We start from the raw sequence: 17882 nt of genomic DNA, 5'->3' as shown, positions 1-17882 counted from the left end.
AGATCGATCCACCTAAAATATTGCTGGTTAGTTAAGGAGACTTCGGAGGAAAAGTGATTAGGCTTCATGTTTTTGACGATGCGCATGCTCAGAAAGACGCTCTATCAGAGGTAGTCGTCGATTCCTTGCAGTCGACGCTGGCTGCACGTATCGGTGGAACGCGTTCCACCCTCGCAGTGTCAGGCGGTACAAGTCCGCAGCTATTCTTGCGGGATTTGTCGAGTCGTACGCTCGACTGGTCGCGCATCGACGTCACCTTAGTCGACGACCGTTGGGTCCCGCCAACACATGCCGACAGCAATGCACGACTTATATGCGATACCTTGATGCAAAACGCAGCACGCGATGCAGTGTTCCGGCCGCTAGTCGATATTGACCAGGCACCTGAGGCCTATGTTATGGAACTAAATGCGGATTCCTCTCGTATGCTACCTGACGTGGCCGTGCTCGGTATGGGCGAAGATGGCCATACTGCGTCGATCTTTGCCGACGCGCCGCAGTGGGATTTAGCTACACGAGCAGTCTGCAAGCGCTATATGCTTTTCCAGCCCCAGCAGGCGCCTCATCTGCGGGTTAGCTTATCTCTAGCAGCACTCAGGGAAGTTGGCCAGCTGTTTTTATTGTTCTCCGGACGCCGTAAACTGGACGTGCTGCGTACCGCAATCAAGCATCCACAAAATAACGCCATTTCTCATCTAGCTAACGATACTGGAGTGAACGTCGATGCCTACTGGTGCGCTTAAAGCCGTGCCCTCTCAAGAGGGTGCACATCCGGATAGTCCGTGGCTGCTTGCTGATGTAGGTGGCACCAATGCACGCTTCGCACTCGAGTTCGGACCAGGCCAGATTGTTGATATTCGCGTATATCCTTGCGCGAACTATCTGGGCATCGCCGACGCGATCCTTCAATTCATGAAGGACAGTAATATCGATCACGTAAACCATGCGGCTATTGCGATCGCCAATCCCGTATATGGTGACCAAGTACAAATGACTAACCGAAACTGGAGTTTTTCTATCGAAGCCATACGTCGCGAATTTGGCTTGGATACGTTGTTAGTGATAAATGACTTTACCGCATTAGCAATGGCGCTTCCAGACTTATCCGATACGCAACGTGTAAAAATTGGTGGTGGCATATGCCGGCAGAAAAATGTGATTGGATTGGTCGGTCCAGGCACCGGTTTAGGCGTATCAGGCTTGATCCCAGAAAACGACCGCTGGATAGCATTAGGAAGTGAGGGTGGGCATGCTACATTCTCGCCACAAGACGAGCGAGAAGATCGAGTGTTGCACTATGCGCGTAGGAAATGGCCGCACGTATCGTTCGAGCGTGTTTGCGCGGGGCCGGGCCTGATACTAATTTATCGTGCACTTGTTTCATGTGATAAGAAGCAGCTGCGCTTGCCACTTGAGCCGGCTGACGTTGTGCGTCTCGCGCAAGAGGCCGATCCGTTTGCTTTGGAGGCAGTAGAGTGCTTCTGCGCAGTGCTTGGCACATTTACTGGTAATATTGCAGTGACACTCGGCGCGTTGGGTGGCATGTACATTGGCGGTGGTGTTATATCCCATCTAGATGGGTTATTTTTGACTTCCTCGTTTCGTGCTCGGTTCGAGGCAAAAGGCCGCTCCCAGACATATTTAGCAAACATTCCGACCTTTATGATTACTGCGAAATATCCGGCTTTTCTCGGTGTATCCAGGATACTAGCTGAGAAGCTAGGGCTGCGTGCGTTTTAGTTCAGCGGCGCGCGGCTGATCTGAAGCATGAATCATCTCTACGCTTAATCTTCGATGCTTCGGCATAACATCTTGAGTAAAGTCGATATGAGCCATTTAGGCTAACCAGCACGGATTTTGATTGACTATAGCTAAACCAGCTTCTTAGTCGATTTAGTGACTTATCTTATAGCAAAGATACATGATGATACCGTGTTGGTTATCTTACGATAACACGATAAATAGTGTTCTATGTATAGCTATACTATACTATAGCTTAACAATTCTAACATGTTTGCTGAGGATAAGCGTTACTAGTGCTTCGGCTTTGGTATGAATATACTATATACAGTATATGTAAATGTAGATCTTATCTTCGTATTTAAGACTATCTAAGAACTGGAGCGTCTACAAGTTATAGAAGTGGTGATGGGGGGCTCGGCAGTGCAAATCATTGCAGGCATATTGAAGAATATATGACTAGCTAAGTATGTATATGTATATCGCTGGAAATAAACTATGCGATATCTGTACCTCGAAAGCTATTGATTAGCTTATACATGCTGAATCTTCTAGTCGTATCGATATTAAGTGGTTAGCATGCATAATGCGGCGTTTGTTAATAGACGATAGGCATGAAATAGGTATGCAAGTAATTTTTCGGTATTCTGACGAAGATACTAAAGTAATTCTGGGCTTGCCCTCTTTCGATCGGGGGAGGCAGTATCTGATACTGCTCTTTTAAATATAAATTATACAGCCGATGGATTCATCACCCGCCGCCTAGTATAGCTTTAGTTGAGTTTCATCGCTCTTAGCGTCCTAAACACTTATACGCCCCTTCTGTACTCAATATGCTCGAGCGCGGCTGGATCGAGTTACGACAGCTTACGCTCGATTTCAATATAATATTAGCGTTTTTTCGTAGATCTAAATACGATGTTTGTTAGTATTATGCGAAACGCTGACCGAACAGTCTATATTATTAAATGCGGCATCGCACATTAGAGCCGCTGCAGTATGCAGCTCAAATAGACCTACTGCTAGGCGGGCACTAGATACTATGAGCCGCGGACGCCGTTAGATCTCGTGTTGTTTAACTATTAGACTATGCATAGCAGGTATGACATACCTGCTATGCTGATAAAAACTATTTATATGGCACATAGCTTTTCATTGTTGAGAAATTAGTGCTTAATCAGCGGGTAGTAGAATTGTGCTCTAGGATCTACTCTATGCCAAGCATCTATTTGTGTATCTAGATACTAGATACGTTATGCAGCAGCCTGCGCGTCAAGCTGCATGAGACGACTTAATTAGACTTCTTAGTAAGTCTGATCATCTGGTGCTACAGCGTTTATCTTCAGCAGGCTGAAACAGCGTAACCGCCCTCATTACCCAAACAAAGCATTTAATGCTGAAGCAGATTCGCTATCGATTGTGTTATACGTAACACTATTAGCCTCAAAGATATAGTGCGTAGTGTATTTTCCTAGCCGTACCAGAATTGCTTCCTGGATGACATCTGGTGCCTCATCTAACTTTAGATACCACGCGGTCGACGATAATCTTGTCTGGAAGGCACCGTATTCGGTCATCAGGGCGTCGAACTCATGGGCATCCTGGTCACGGCAGATGATGACGAGATTTCCTTTCATATGGCCTCCTACATTCTATTCATTCAGTGATCCATCATCATAACCGTTAACGAATAACGGTGTGAAACCCAATGAGTGCGACTAGACTATCTAGAATAAAAGGTTATAACGACGTTTCGTGTAGTATCTTGTCGGCCTTGAAAATAGGCGTGGTTTTCCATCTCGCTTCGGCTTAAGTTTATCCGCATGCCGAATCGTTGGGGGGGTTTCTATGATGGATTTCAGTTTTAATTTCGGTTTTTGCTTTGATCCGAACAATAAGGCTCTAGTCGCTGTAAGACGATTGTTGCCCAATCGATGGGATTTTGTGGTCTTTCTGTTAATGATTGGTCTAATTACAATAACTGCTATTGGCTTCGAGCAAACCATAGTGTCGATTTCGACACCGAGAACTTAGCCGATCTTACTAAACCCAATTTATTTGCCGGAGTATGCGCTATACACTACTTTAAGGATGTTCATCGCGATACTCGCCGCGTTTGTCTTTACGCTTGTTTACGTACGTTGCGGCGCATTTGCTACTAAAAGTAAGCAGGCAGAGAAAGTGCTGGTGTTGATGCTTGATATTTTACAGTCGGTACCAGTATCTGGATATATTCCGCTGACGATTACTTTCTTCATTTCAATATCTCTAATTCAAGTAGTCGCAGCAGAGTGTGCGGCAATCTTCGCGATATTTACCAGCCAAGCCTGGGGAACATGACATTTAGCTTCTACCAATCGATTCGTGCAATACCGCGAGACCTAGACGCAATCTCGCGTAGCTTTCATCTGACAGGATGGCAGCGCTTTTGGAGGCTTGAGGTGCTATTCTCGATGCCTAGCCTCATTTGGAACATGATGATATCAATGTCTAATGGTTGGTTTTTTATCGTCGCTTCTGAGGCAATTACTATTAATAATACAATTAGGGTGCCTGGCGTAGGTGCGTACTTGGCGCAAGCAATTACCGAGAGCAATCTACCGGAAATTAGTTGGGTGATCTTAACGATAACGCTTGTGATCTTTTCCTACGATCAGCTTCTGTTTCGGCCGCTGGTTTCCTAGGCTGACAGTTTCGTATGGAGAACACTTCATCGGTGCATGCGTCCCGGTCGTGGCTACTGAACTTGGTATGCCGTACTCGGTTAATTTGCCAGATTCTATTGCCAGTCGAGTGGTTGTTCATACGAATATCGTACGTACCGCTTCGCTGGCATAAGCTACCGCTTATTAGACCAGCTATAAAGCTACTCCACTGGCTTTCACGACTTAGTGATTACGCCTGGGGTGGGTTAGTGCTGACTAGAGCATATATCGGTCATCATGTGTAATGAGCTATATAAGAACTGGCATGATATGGAACGAAGTTTATCATGTATTACGCTAGTGCGTTTGCTGGCTCTGATTGCGATGGCTTCGGTTGTATAGATCCCGCTGGGTGTGCATATTGGCTTGTGCTGCTCAGAGCTAGTCAAGAGGTTCCAGCCGCTTGCACAGCTTCTCGCGGCGCTTCCGGCCAACCTGTTGTGCCCGGACTTTGTGATCGCGATTATGCGTTTCAAGCTGAACCCGGATATTTGGCTTTCTCCTCTAATTGTTCTTGGCACCCAGTGATATATATTATTTAATATAATTGCTGGCGCAAGCGTATATCCAAACGATTTTAAAGAGGTGTCGACAAAATTTCGCATTCGCGGCTGGCAATGGTGCCGTCAGGTGACGCTACCTGATATTTTTCCATACTATATAACGAAGGTAATTACTGTCTTTGGTAGTACGTGGAATGCAAGCTTCATATCTAAAGCAGTGCAATGGGCTAATACACACGTTGTTGCGCATGGGCTTGGTGCCTATATCGTGCAAATGACAGTGGATGGCGATCATCGTAAGATGATCCTAGGTATTATCGTAATGTCGTTGTTCGTAGTACTTTAATCTCTTGTTATGGCGCCTAATGTACGTTTATATTGAGAATCAGCTGCGCTTAGATTCATCGATATAGTAGAGCTATGCAGGGTACTAAAAATACCAGCGTACCGGTAACGGAAGAACCTATCATTCGCGTGCCTACGTTCAGTTCCATTTTGCTATCTGTCGATCACGTGCGACACGGGTTTGAGAAGACCCAGGGCAAGCACTGGTGCTTGATGACGTTAATCTATCTATCTGCGAGAGCGAGATGTTGGTTTGCTCGGGCGCTCCAGTTCTGGAAAGTCTACGCTGCTGGTATCATGGCGGGGGGCTTATCTTGCCGTCCGGGGGGCAAGATAATCTATCGTAGCTATCCACTGTGTGGTCAAGCGGATGGCGTCGCAATGGTTTTCCAGATTTTTTCGCCATTTCCATGGCTCACTGTGTCACAGAATATCGAAGTGGGTTTAGAGGCTAAGGGTATACCCGAGCGCATCCGGTATAAGCGCGCGTTAGCTGCGATCAATCTAATGAGGCTGGATGGGTTTGAGAATGCATATCCACGCGAACTATCTGGTGGGATGCGCCAGCGCGTGGGATTGGCTCGTGCGCTGGTGGTAAATCCGACACTGCTGCTGATGGACGAACTGTTTTCAGCGCTAGACATTCTGTCTGCAGAGACATTGCGTACCGACATGCTAAATTGGTGGACGCAAGAACTCATGCCGATCAAGGCGTGTTCTAATCGTTACGCATAATATCGAAGAGGCGGTGCTGATGTACGACCGGATTTTAGTTCTCTCGTCTAACCTGGGTCGCATATTAGCAGAGATCCAGGTGCCATTTAAATATCCGCGCAACCGGCTGAATCTAATGTTTCGCCGTCTAGTTGATGATATCTACTCGAAAATGCCATCGCGTCCGATTACTAGTATGCTTCGCAAGGGCCTGGAGTTATACAGCTGGTTACCATGCGTATCAACCAGCTTGATAGCTAATTCAATTGAGACGCTCGAAGCTGAACCGTACTATGGCCGAGCAGATATGCCGGAGATAGCTCGCGCACTGCATCTAAAGATTAACGACTTATTCCTACTTTCTAAAGTGCTGTAATGGATCGGTTTTGCCGATGTGCGTAATGGCGATATCTTTCTAACATCACCAGTCCGTATATTTGCCAAATTCGGCCCGCGGGAGAGCGAAAGATAATATTTTTGCCGACCATCTGCTGCGATACGTGCCGCTAAAAAATCTTGAGCCTAGAAGGCATTAAATCCTAATTGAGATAGTTATTGTAACAGGCATGGTCAATATGCCTGTTTAGCTTGGTTTATAAACCTCAACAGTAGTAAAAAATTTACTCAGTTATTTTCGAAAAATTACAAATAATTTTATAAGACGTTTAATCTTAGTCGCTTTCGAGTAATTGCGCAGTCGATCTGTATTTTATTCATATAGCTCAAGAAAGACTTAGCGCTTGGTTTGTCTAAAATGTAGCTATTATGCTCTAGTCCATTAACGGACGACCAGCGCTATAATTTGACGCTATCTGCATAGCATTTTCCAAGCAGAGCGATGATAGGGACCGTAGGAGGAGACGAAAAATACAAGTGCTACGCACGACGACGGTCAGCGAGCTCTGAGGCCAGCGTCAGCAAGTGTGTGGTATGGGATAGCACATTATAATCGTATAGTAAGTGTTCGCTAGGTCTAATAAGCCGCGCTGTTCCGGCACGCCAGCGAGTAAGCGCTTGTTCAACTGCCGCGGAGAAACTGCTTGCATCTAGGTGCGAGAATCGCCATTGCGCATCGTTTCGAATAACTTCAGCGCAGCCGACATTATGAGCAGTAAGAACCGGTGTACCACATAAAATCGATTCAACGCCTACTAACCCGAATGGTTCATAGGGCGCAGGCACAATCGTGAAGTCGGCTGCGCCGAATACATATTGCATATCCGTGCGATAACCAAGCGACACAATCCGAGGTGATGAGCTAGCAATAAGACGTCCTGTGACCAATAGACAAACTGGCTCGTCGGTTACCTTGAAGTGTTCGTGTAGTAGGTCAAATCCCTTGCCGGTGTTAGCCACGAATACAAACGCAGCATGTCCGACCGGGATACCGAGCTGTGCCCGCATTGCATTACGTTGTTCCGGTGCCATCGGCACGAATCGGTCACTGCGTACTGGAGGATAAATGACACGAATCTTGTCCGGTGTAATATCGAAGTACTGATGGACTTCTTGCGCCATCATTTTAGAATGAGCGATGATTATTCCAGCGTTATGATAGATACGGCGCTCCAACTTGATTTGCCAGCGGTCATTCCACTTGGGTTTGTTTCTACCATAGCGTAATGCACCCGGATGCGTTCCTCCGCATATAACAATATCAGCGGAGTCGACCCGATTGCACGCAATCACAATATCTGCCCGGCTGTGTATACGGCGTGCGCGCAACCGCCAGGAGAACGCCGCGTCACGCAGCGCACGAGGAAGCCAGTTGACGCGAATAGCTTGCGCGTCAACAAGCCTGTATTCAGACAGAGTTTTATCTAATTTTCGGGTAAACACAATAGGACGGACGCCTACTTCGGCCATTGCGCCAATGATATCTCGCGCGTAGCGCTCAAAGCCACCAGCGTGACCTAAGGTCTGGCACGATAACCCAATCCGAAGACCCTTCCAGGTATTAATGGTACCGCTATCTTCGCAATCTGATGGGGTTGCGCGTCGCGCATAATAGTACTTAAGAAACGTTGCCCGCGCATTCATTTGCGCGATGCGCAGGCCAGTAAACCCATCGAGAAATCCAGCTTGTAATATAAAGGTACGAATAAAGGCAAAGCTACTACGCATAAGTAGAGGCAATGCAATAATTTTGTGCGTCTGTTCACGTAACATCCAGGCACCAGCACGAGCATAAGCGAGCGTCTTTTTCTCTACCTCCTCGCTAGAGCGATAGCTGTAGTGCAATAATTGACCATCAAGGCGGCCAGTATGGCCTTCGATGATTAGACGCTCGTGCACGACATGGTTAGAGAATCTAGCCGCTTTACGGCGGAACAACCGAACTACCCAATCTGGTGACCAACCGGAGTGCTTGACCCAGCGGCCACAAAATTGTGAGTAGCGGGATATAGCATATGCCATATATCTGGGTAAACTGCGCCCAGATAGAACTGCTTCAATCGATTCTTTCAAATATGGTGTCACGCGCTCGTCAGCGTCTAACGACAGCACCCACGGGTGAGTTGCAAGCGAGAGCGCTCGATTTTTCTGAGGGCCAAACCCCGGCCAGTTTGTTATAACGACTCGCGCACCGAAGCACTTACAGATCTTCACCGTTGCATCGGTGCTACCAGCATCGAGCACCACAATCTCATTGGCTAACCCTTGCACAGACGACAGACATGCCTTAATGTCATGAGACTCATTAAGTGTAATAATGATCACGCTAAGCGATTCGCGATGCACAGTTATAATAATAAAAGGGAATTAACAGCGACACTGGAAATATTAATAAATCTAGTTTCAGGTTACCCTATACATCGACAATTTCTCAACCTAGGAATCGGTCGCACATAATAGAGCTTCGTAATAATTTAATTTCTCTTGTCTGCGAACTCCGGTTTCCGCGGGGCTGGTTATAACGGATTTATTTATCTCGCAGCACAGTCCTAAATAAGACTGGTATATATCTTAATCTGGATAAGTTGCGCAACATGTTAGTCTGTGTCTAGTTATTAGACTGAGCTATTCGCCATCGACATTTCCATATTTTATCTCGATGATTGTCGATTAATTAACTATATTGCTCTGGTGGAGATGTTTATTTAGCACTACTATCTATGCGTCAGTCTTATTCAGAGAGCTCAGGTAGAGCGACTGCGCTTTTGTGATATTGGACGCAATCAGGCTAGATTTTAGTACAGGAAATAGTTTTTCTCGTGTATCGACTATCATGTACTTATAATAGACTGTAATGTTTCATGATGCTTATCAGGCGATAAATACAAATATAGTGCGTCAGCCTATACGAATTACTATAAGTTTACTTACTTCTACAGTATACAATAAATATTATTATACGTAATTCTACCACATCATCACGATAATATAGTATATGTACAGTTCTGCTTAAATAAGAGCAGATAAGATTATCGAATCGCGAAAGCTGCTATAAATTTAAGCTAGGCAAAGAAAACCTATCAGAAAAAGAAAATACTCCCCTAATGCGAGGCGGTATGCACGCAATGCAGTAGAAAAAATTGTCGCCTTTTCGTTGGGCTGTGGAACAGTGTGGCCTCGCCGTCAGGAATCGAACCTGAATATCACGCTTAGGAGGCGTGTGCACTATCCGTTGTGCTACGGCGAGCTACTATTGATAATGAGTATCCCGAAGATACCACGAGCACGCCTCGTGAACACATCAGCTGCGTTTAGAATTTCGCCGCGGTGCTATTGGCCTTGCGACATCTGCAAGGCCAATAGATCTATTGATTCTAGGAATTAAGTGAAAGATAGGAATAGAATCAATACTATTTCCAGAATTAGGATCTGCCTCGCTACGGCTTTACTCGCGTAACTACTCTAGAGTTGCGAGATTTTATATCAATGATGATAGATATAGTTACAACCTTTATTATGACTAGCTTACTCGGAAATCTGCTATTGAAGCGCAACATAAAGTTTAGCATATATCCTTGTATCGACGAATCTCTTCAATAAGAAATTAAGCGCGCAATACTTAGTATTGCGCGGGGTTACAATTAATATTTTCCATCTTTTCTCTGACCAAATGTCGCTGTTCACTATTACTGGCGCACAACTCGCGTTTGGCCATATTCCTCTACTAGATCACGCAGACTTCTTGATCGGACCAGGCGAGCGCGTAGGCCTGATCGGCCGAAACGGTACAGGCAAGTCTTCATTACTGAAGATCGTCGCTGGACTATCTGGTCCCGACGACGGTTTGATTACTCACGCTCAGACGCTTACTACCGCCTATCTTCCACAAGAGGTGGATTTCGACCCTGGCATGCGCGTGTTTGACGCAGTAGCTACTGGGTTACAACATACCCGCTCGCTACTTGATGAGTACAGCCGTGTTACACACGAGGTGGCCGGTATACCCCAAGGACTGTCGCATGATACTTTGTTAGAACGTATGAATGTTCTGCAGAGCGCTCTAGATGCGCATGACGGATGGACATGGCATACCCGGGTTGTAACTACACTTGCGCAACTAGGTTTAGAGGGTGACGCACGTGTAGAGCAGCTCTCTGGTGGTTTACTTAAACGCGTTGCATTAGCGCGTGCGTTAGTGATGCGGGTTGATGTGCTACTGCTGGATGAGCCGACTAACCATCTCGATTTTGATTCGATACACTGGCTCGAGACGCTGTTGTTATCACTGCCTAGTAGCGTGTTATTTATTACGCATGATCGTGCTTTCCTCGACCGCGTAGCGACTCGCATTGTCGAACTCGATCGCGGGCGCTTATTGTCATACTCGGGCAACTTCTCGGCCTATCAGGCTCGCAAGGCACAGCAGCTCGAAGTGGAAGCTGTCGAACATATAAAATTTGATAAGTTGCTTGCTAAGGAGGAGGTCTGGATCCGCAAGGGTGTCGAGGCTCGTCGCACGCGCAGTGTCGGGCGTATTGGGCGTCTTATTCAGATGCGAAACGAGCGTGCGCAGCGGCGCAAGGTACAAGATAACGTACGCCTTGATGTCAGTCGGGCTGATAAGCCCGGAAAGATTGTCAGTGAACTCACTGACGTGACGAAAGGCTACAGTGGACAGATGGTTGTCTCGCATTTTTCAACAACCGTTATGCGTGGCGATAAAATTGGTCTAATCGGCCCGAACGGTGCGGGTAAGACTACGCTGCTTAAGCTAATTCTCGGCGAGATCGCACCGGATGAAGGCTGGGTTTACACCGGCACCAATCTACAGATTGCATACTTTGACCAGATGCGCGTGCAGTTGGATCCTGCTCGCAGCTTAGTAGATACGATTAGTCCAGGCGGTGACTGGGTGGAGATAAGTGGTGTTCGCAAGCATGTGATGAGCTACCTAACCGATTTCCTGTTTTCGCCGGAACGTGCTCGTGCGCCAGTTAAACTATTATCCGGTGGTGAGCGTAACCGGTTATTACTAGCGCGACTGTTTGCACAACCCACGAATGTGCTGATATTGGACGAGCCGACTAACGACCTGGATATTCCAACGCTCCAACTGCTCGAGGATCTATTGATCGACTATGATGGTACAGTGCTACTGGTGAGCCACGATCGTACGTTTCTCGATAACGTTGTTACATCGGTAATTGTGGCGGAAGAAAATAGTCAGTGGCGCGAATATATCGGCGGTTTCTCGGACTGGCAGACGCAGAGTGCACGCGCTAATTCACTGGCTGGCCAAGCGGGTACCGTGTCGCCTGGGCGTGTCGCCCCGAATATGCTGAGCGCACTGAACAGCGATAGTATGTTGCATATTGAGCCTAATGGGACCTCGAAGCGCAATAAAAAGCACAACGAGAACCGCAGCGTTAAGCCGGCGATGAACGAGCAGCGCGAATTAGATTTGTTGCTAGAGAGGATTACCCAACTCGAAGTAGAGCAGAGGTCCATCGGTGTTCAGCTGGAAGATGGGTCGATTTTTATGAAAAATCTAGCCGAAGGCACGTGGCTTGCCGAGCGCTATTCGGCTATCGCCGATGAGCTATTAGTTGCGCTTAAGCGCTGGGAAATTCTGGAAGATAAACTCAAGCCGCTCAAATAGAAAGTACTATAGGAATCATTCTACTCTCAGTATACCAATAGCATGCACGATTCGCAATCATCATGAGAAAAATCAGGTATCTCGTCATAGTAGAGACATCAGCGGAATGTATGAGAAAATGACTATAAAAAAATCCGCTCTTACATATAGTGAAGCCTCTATCAAAGTGCTCAAGGGACTCGAGCCGGTAAAACAACGGCCCGGTATGTACACGCGTACGGAAAATCCCCTGCATATCGTGCAGGAAGTGATCGATAATGCGTCGGACGAGGCGTTAGGCGGATTTGGTACACAAATTATTGTGACACTACATATCGACGGCTCAATTAGCGTCGAGGATGACGGACGAGGTATTCCTTTCGGTCTACACCCTGAAGAAGGGGTACCAGTAGTAGAGATTCTTTTTACTCAGTTGCACGCAGGGGGAAAATTTGATAAAGCCAGCGGCGGCGCATACACGTTCTCTGGCGGTTTGCATGGCGTGGGCGTGTCTGTTACTAATGCATTATCTCAGCGACTCGATGTCACTGTGTGGCGAGATGGTCAAGTGGCCGATATCGGCTTCTCGTACGGAGATGTGGTGCGTGCACTTACCGTGCGTTCAGCTAATAACCGCATAGATAAGAAATCCGGAACGCGTATCACAACATGGCCTGATCCCAAATACTTCGACTCGGCTAACTTGCCACAGTTTGAGCTGCAGAATTTATTACGCTCTAAAGCAGTGCTCTTATCTAATGTCAGGGTAGCGTTGATCATCGAGAAAACCGGAGAGCGACAGTCATGGAAATACAAGGATGGGCTACGCGGTTATCTGCTCGAGGGTTTGGCCGGTTATAGTACATTAACCCCGATTTTTGAGGACGAACGGTATGCTGGGTCAGCGTGCATAATGCACAATACGTTTGCCGAAGGCGAAGGTGCATCGTGGGTTGTCGCATGGTCTGAGGAAGGTCCACTGCTGCGCGAATCGTATGTAAACCTAATTCCAACACCAGGTGGCGGCACTCATGAGTTTGGTCTGAGAGACGGCCTGTTTCAGGCCGTCAAGAGTTTTATTGAGTTACATAACCTGCAGCCTAAAGGCATTAAGCTGCTCGCTGAGGACGTATTTTCGCGGGTTTCTTTTGTGCTATCAGCTAGGATACTTGATCCTCAATTTCAAGGTCAGCTAAAAGGGAAACTCAATAGCCGCACTGCAGTTCGGCTAGTATCTTCATTAGTACAATCGAGTTTAGAGCGATGGCTCAACCAGCATATTAAGCATGGATACATATTAGCTGAATTAGTAATGAAGCAGGCACAAGCACGTACTCGCGCTAGCCAGAAGGTCGAGAAGAGAAAAAGTTCTAGCGTAGCAGTATTGCCCGGAAAACTTGTCGATTGCGAGTCGACTGATATAGCGTATAACGAGTTGTTTTTAGTTGAGGGCGATTCCGCGGGTGGATCTGCGAAGATGGGGCGAAACAAAGAGTTGCAAGCGATTCTGCCGCTTCGCGGAAAGGTTCTCAATACATGGGAGACGGAGCGAAACCGTTTATTTGCGAACAATGAAGTACACGATATTGCGGTGGCGATTGGCATTGATCCGCACACGAGAGATGATGTAATCGACCTATCAAATCTGCGTTATGGAAAGATCTGCATTCTATCGGATGCAGACGTAGATGGTTCGCATATTCAGGTGCTGCTGCTTACGCTATTTTTTCGTCACTTCCCTCAACTCATCGAGCGCGGTCACATATATGTAGCGCGCCCGCCGCTATTCCGTGTAGATGCAGCGGGCCTGGGTAAGAGACCGGCTGAGAAGCTCTACGCCCTAGATAAAGCCGAGCTTGAGGTGATAATACACAAACTCCAAAAAGATGGCGGGCCTGGGTCGTCATCTACGTGGACGATTTCGCGATTTAAAGGACTGGGTGAGATGAATCCCGAACAATTATGGTACACAACAATGAACCCAGATACTCGGCGGTTGATATTGGTACAACTAGGCCGTCTAGATTTCGATGCAACCATCAGTCGCATGACGATGCTAGTAGGCAAAGGGGAAGCAGCCGCTCGGCGCGCGTGGCTTGAAGAAAAAAGCAATAACGCGCAGGCAGATATCTAACGCGTGTGATATGCAAAACTACTAAGCACTGCTACGCACTACCTTACAGTAGACTGAGATTTGAGGCCCTTATTTGAGGCCGTCCTCCGATGAATGAAGAACTGGCATTGAATTTTTCGACGCCCTGTGCAAGCGAGTACTTAACACTAGGTGATTATGCTGAGAGCGCGTATCTTGACTATGCGGTATCAGTAGTCAAGAGTCGCGCACTGCCTTATGTGGCCGATGGCCAGAAGCCGGTGCAACGTCGTATTCTGTACGCAATGCATGAGATGAGGTTGGTGGCCAACGAGAGGCCGGTCAAATCGGCTCGTATAGTCGGCGATGTGCTAGGCAAATACCACCCGCATGGAGATACGTCTGCGTATGAAGCGCTGGTACGGCTGGCGCAGAATTTCTCCATGCGCTACCCACTTATTGATGGGCAAGGCAACTTCGGCTCGCGTGATGGCGATGGTGCTGCAGCCATGCGCTATACTGAAGCGAGGCTCACGCCGATCGCACAGCTGTTGCTCGATGAGATAAGCGAGGGTACCGCCGACTTCACTCCAAACTATGATGGCTCGCTCGAAGAGCCTAGGTCACTGCCAGCGCGTTTGCCGTTCGTGCTTCTTAATGGTGCATCCGGCATTGCGGTCGGTATGGCAACTGAAATTCCGCCACATAATTTATGTGAAGTCGCGCAGGCAGTCATCGAGCTGGTCGGCAATCCGAACCTAAATCACTCAGTACTGATGGGGCGGATGCTAGGACCGGACTTTCCAGGCGGTGGACAAATTATCTCAAGTCCAGCGGAGATTTTCGCAGCATACGAAAGTGGTCGCGGAATACTGAAGGTACGTGCTCGTTATAATTTTGAAAAACTAGCACATAGGCAGTGGCAACTAGTTATTACAGAGCTGCCACCTGGAACGTCATCACAGAAAGTGCTAGAAGAAATAGAGGAATTGACTAACCCGAAAATCAGGCCTGGCAAGAAAGCGTTGACATCAGAGCAACTGCAGACTAAGCAGAGCTTGCTCGTATTGCTTGACGCGGTACGTGACGAATCTAGTAAAGATTCGCTAGTTCGGCTTGTATTTGAACCAAAGTCTAGTCGAATCGACCAGATTGCATTTGTTAATATCTTGCTTACATATACAAGCTTAGAGTCTGGAATGCCGATCAATCTGGTGATGATCGGCACCGATGGTCGGCCGAGACAAAAGGGGATAGGAGAAATCCTGCGAGAATGGATCGGCTATCGTTTAGAGACTATCACTCGGCGCACGCAGTTTAGGTTATCTAGAGTACAAGATCGAATCCATATCCTTGAAGGTAGACTGACCGTCTTTCTAAGCTTAAACAAAGTAATTTTAATGATTTGCGAGTTGACCGACCCGAAAGTAGAGCTCATCGCGGCTTTTGGGTTATCTCAGCGGCAGGTAGACGATATTCTCGAAATCCGTTTACGTCAATTAGCGCACCTAGAAAAAATTAAGATTGAGAAGTGCTTGGGTGAGCTGCACGACGAACGGGATCGTCTTGAAGAATTACTCGGTAGTAACGTAGCTATGAGACGGCTGATCATTGGGGAGATTGAAGCTGACGCGAAGCAGTTCGGCGATCCGAGACGCACACTAATTCAGCCAGACAAGCGTGCGGTGACCGAGGCGCTGATAGTCGACGAACCAGTCACAGTGATTGTTTTGAGGCGTGGCTGGGCTCGAACCATGAAGGGACATGGGCTAGATTTATCAGGCCTCAAACTTAAGGACGACGACAGTTTATATGCCATATTTCAGTGCAGTACGCTCGATATGCTTCTAGCGTTGGGTAGTAATGGTCGCATGTATTCGGTGCCAGTTTCGGCGCTGCCAGGCGGTCGTAGTGATGGCGTTCCGATTACATCATTGATTAAACTAGAAGTTGGCACTTATCTCATGCACTATTTTGCTGCACCGCAGCAACAGCTGTTACTGCTTGCAACGAATAATGGCTTTGGTTTTATCGCGCGGATCGGCGATATGATTAGTCGTATAAAAACCGGAAAGTTATTTATGTCGCTTGACACCGATATAAAGCCGCTCGCGCCGATGCCTGTATGGCCGAATACTTCGCAGGTTGCATGCCTAGCGCTTGGCGAGAAGAACAAGACGCGTTTGCTTGTGTTTGAGGTAAACGAGATAAAGATATTGTCCAGTGGTGGACGTGGCCTGAAATTGATTAGATTATACGGCAACGAACAGTTGCACCGGGTGCAGGTGATCGGTCAAGACGGGCTTATACTTAGCGGTGTTGGGCGAGGTAAAAAACAGAAACAGGAAATTTTGATTGGCGATACGCTGGCATCTTATGTTGGCAAGCGTGCATATCGTGGCAAAGTGCCGGCGGTCAAGTTTAAGGTATTAGACATATGCTCAGCATTGGGATGGAAAGGAAAAACATGTTGAATTTGTTAAAATATATCGATTATCGCAGTTTTATTCATGTGATTTTAAATATCAAATTCGCTTAATATTGAGTACGCGCTATATTATATAACCAACATATTTATATAATTTCGCTTGCCATTGTATCTGTACTATTAACGCCGGACGGCGTACAGGAAAATCAGTCTAACCAGGGTTAATGTACTAATGATGATGCTACTTGACCACATCTGCGCCGTTTTACACCCTCTGCTATGGCGCGTTGCTCCATTGCAGAGCTAGTAAGATAGACAAGCGTCTATGGCTTAATGTAGGGATGACCCGCTATTCGATTTCAGCAATCAGTTCAATTTCTATGCATGAACCTAGTGGAATCTGCGCAACACCGAACGCAGAACGCGCGTGCTTACCTTTTTCACCAAATACCGACACGAATAGCTCTGACGCTCCATTAGCCACTAAGTGTTGCTCGGTGAAGTCCGGTGTCGAATTGACCAGGCTCGTCACCTTAACGATGTGCTTGATGCGGTTTAAGTCGCCTATGTGAGAATGTAGCGTTGCGATCAGATCGATAGCAACGCTGCGCGCCGCTTTCCGACCTTGCTCTATGTCGAGCACATCACCAAGCTTACCGGCCCAGACCTTCCCGTTTTTTTTTGCGATATGGCCCGATAAAAACACTATTTTGTCTGTTTGTGCGCTCATCATATAGGCGGTTGCTGGTGCGCTGGCTGCTGGTAGCTCAATGCCGAGCATTTTTAATTGATCGTATACATTTGACATGGGGATGCTGAAACAGGGCAAGAAAATACAAGAGATACGCGCGGCTAGGTCACATATTCCATGAATTCTTTTGTCGATGTAGTCGAAGGAGTGTCTTGGTAACGAATAACAAGATGAACAAGACTACCATGCTGCCAATAATTACGCCGAAAATGATTCTCATAGTCACTGATAATGATATTATCATTAGAAAATATTATCTACGTCAAGTTTGAAGACGCTTCTTGATGAGTCTTGTTATCAACCCAGGCCTGTAAGATATCTGTTGCGGTTATCGCAAAGCGGTCTCCGTGCGTTGCGCCGGGAAAAGCACTAACTCTGGAGTAAGCACTGAATCAACGGGTGTGTGTTCCGAGCCTTAGGTATATAGGTCATTGATTGCACGCGCGAGCTGCATAAGAAAGTGTATCGCATCTTATAATGGTTGATGTAAGATTAGCTGATAGATCTCTACCTAAACGAGCAACAGCGATGTTTAGTTAGTACTATACGCGCATGCGAAACAGCGTTATT

7 protein-coding genes, 1 tRNA gene and 3 pseudogenes are annotated in these 17882 nt (G+C 47.0%); 7 read left to right on the top strand and 4 right to left on the bottom strand.

Annotated elements, in window-relative coordinates:
* Positions 1-53: 53 nt before the first annotated feature.
* Both pgl and glk read left to right on the top strand, forming a co-directional pair.
* Positions 54-743, top strand: a complete 690-nt coding sequence (pgl, locus tag GJV44_RS03295) for a 6-phosphogluconolactonase (protein ID WP_226806327.1) — start codon at positions 54-56, stop codon at positions 741-743.
* Positions 724-1731: pseudogene (gene glk / locus GJV44_RS03290) on the top strand (glucokinase); the annotation flags it as partial. The gene pgl and the pseudogene glk, both read left to right, overlap by 20 nt.
* Before the next feature lie 1382 nt (positions 1732-3113).
* On the opposite strand, the gene GJV44_RS03285 reads toward glk, so the two are convergent.
* A complete protein-coding gene (locus GJV44_RS03285; protein WP_226806326.1) occupies positions 3114-3377 on the bottom strand; it encodes a double-stranded DNA-specific endonuclease in 264 nt (87 codons plus the stop codon).
* A gap of 214 nt (positions 3378-3591) precedes the next feature.
* On the opposite strand from GJV44_RS03285, the pseudogene GJV44_RS03280 reads away from it, so the two are divergent.
* Both GJV44_RS03280 and GJV44_RS03275 read left to right on the top strand, forming a co-directional pair.
* A pseudogene (locus tag GJV44_RS03280) lies at positions 3592-5361 on the top strand (ABC transporter permease).
* A 7-nt stretch (positions 5362-5368) separates the two neighbouring features.
* Positions 5369-6516, top strand: a pseudogene (locus GJV44_RS03275) (ATP-binding cassette domain-containing protein); the annotation flags it as partial.
* Between the two features lie 367 nt (positions 6517-6883).
* Here GJV44_RS03275 and GJV44_RS04510 read toward each other — a convergent pair.
* A complete protein-coding gene (locus GJV44_RS04510) occupies positions 6884-8728 on the bottom strand; it encodes a glycosyltransferase (protein WP_320412813.1) in 1845 nt (614 codons plus the stop codon).
* Between the two features lie 847 nt (positions 8729-9575).
* Positions 9576-9650, bottom strand: a tRNA-Arg gene (locus tag GJV44_RS03260).
* Positions 9651-10073: 423 nt separating this feature from the next.
* Here GJV44_RS03260 and GJV44_RS03255 point away from each other — a divergent pair.
* The 3 genes from GJV44_RS03255 to parC all read left to right on the top strand — a co-directional run bounded on the left by GJV44_RS03255 (position 10074) and on the right by parC (position 16607).
* Positions 10074-12062 carry an ATP-binding cassette domain-containing protein gene (locus GJV44_RS03255; RefSeq protein ID WP_226806325.1) on the top strand — a complete coding sequence of 663 codons (1989 nt, stop codon included), beginning with the start codon at positions 10074-10076 and terminating at the stop codon, positions 12060-12062.
* Positions 12063-12180: 118 nt separating this feature from the next.
* Entirely contained in the window at positions 12181-14175 is a 1995-nt protein-coding gene (locus tag GJV44_RS03250) for a DNA topoisomerase IV subunit B (protein WP_226806324.1), read from the top strand.
* Between the two features lie 89 nt (positions 14176-14264).
* Complete coding sequence (gene parC / locus GJV44_RS03245; RefSeq protein WP_226806323.1) at positions 14265-16607, top strand: DNA topoisomerase IV subunit A; 2343 nt, start codon at positions 14265-14267, stop codon at positions 16605-16607.
* Between the two features lie 303 nt (positions 16608-16910).
* Here the strand turns inward: parC and GJV44_RS03240 are convergent, their stop codons facing one another.
* The gene (locus GJV44_RS03240) at positions 16911-17375 is read right to left on the bottom strand and encodes a RidA family protein (RefSeq protein ID WP_226806900.1); all 465 of its coding nucleotides are present in this window, start codon (positions 17373-17375) and stop codon (positions 16911-16913) included.
* Positions 17376-17882: the final 507 nt, after the last annotated feature.

It is taken from the genome of Candidatus Vallotiella adelgis, from assembly GCF_020541305.1.
In the GTDB taxonomy this organism is placed as follows: Bacteria; Pseudomonadota; Gammaproteobacteria; order Burkholderiales; family Burkholderiaceae; genus Mycetohabitans; species Mycetohabitans adelgis.
Note: the sequence above shows the minus strand (reverse complement) of the source record. Positions and strands in the feature narration are given on the sequence as shown.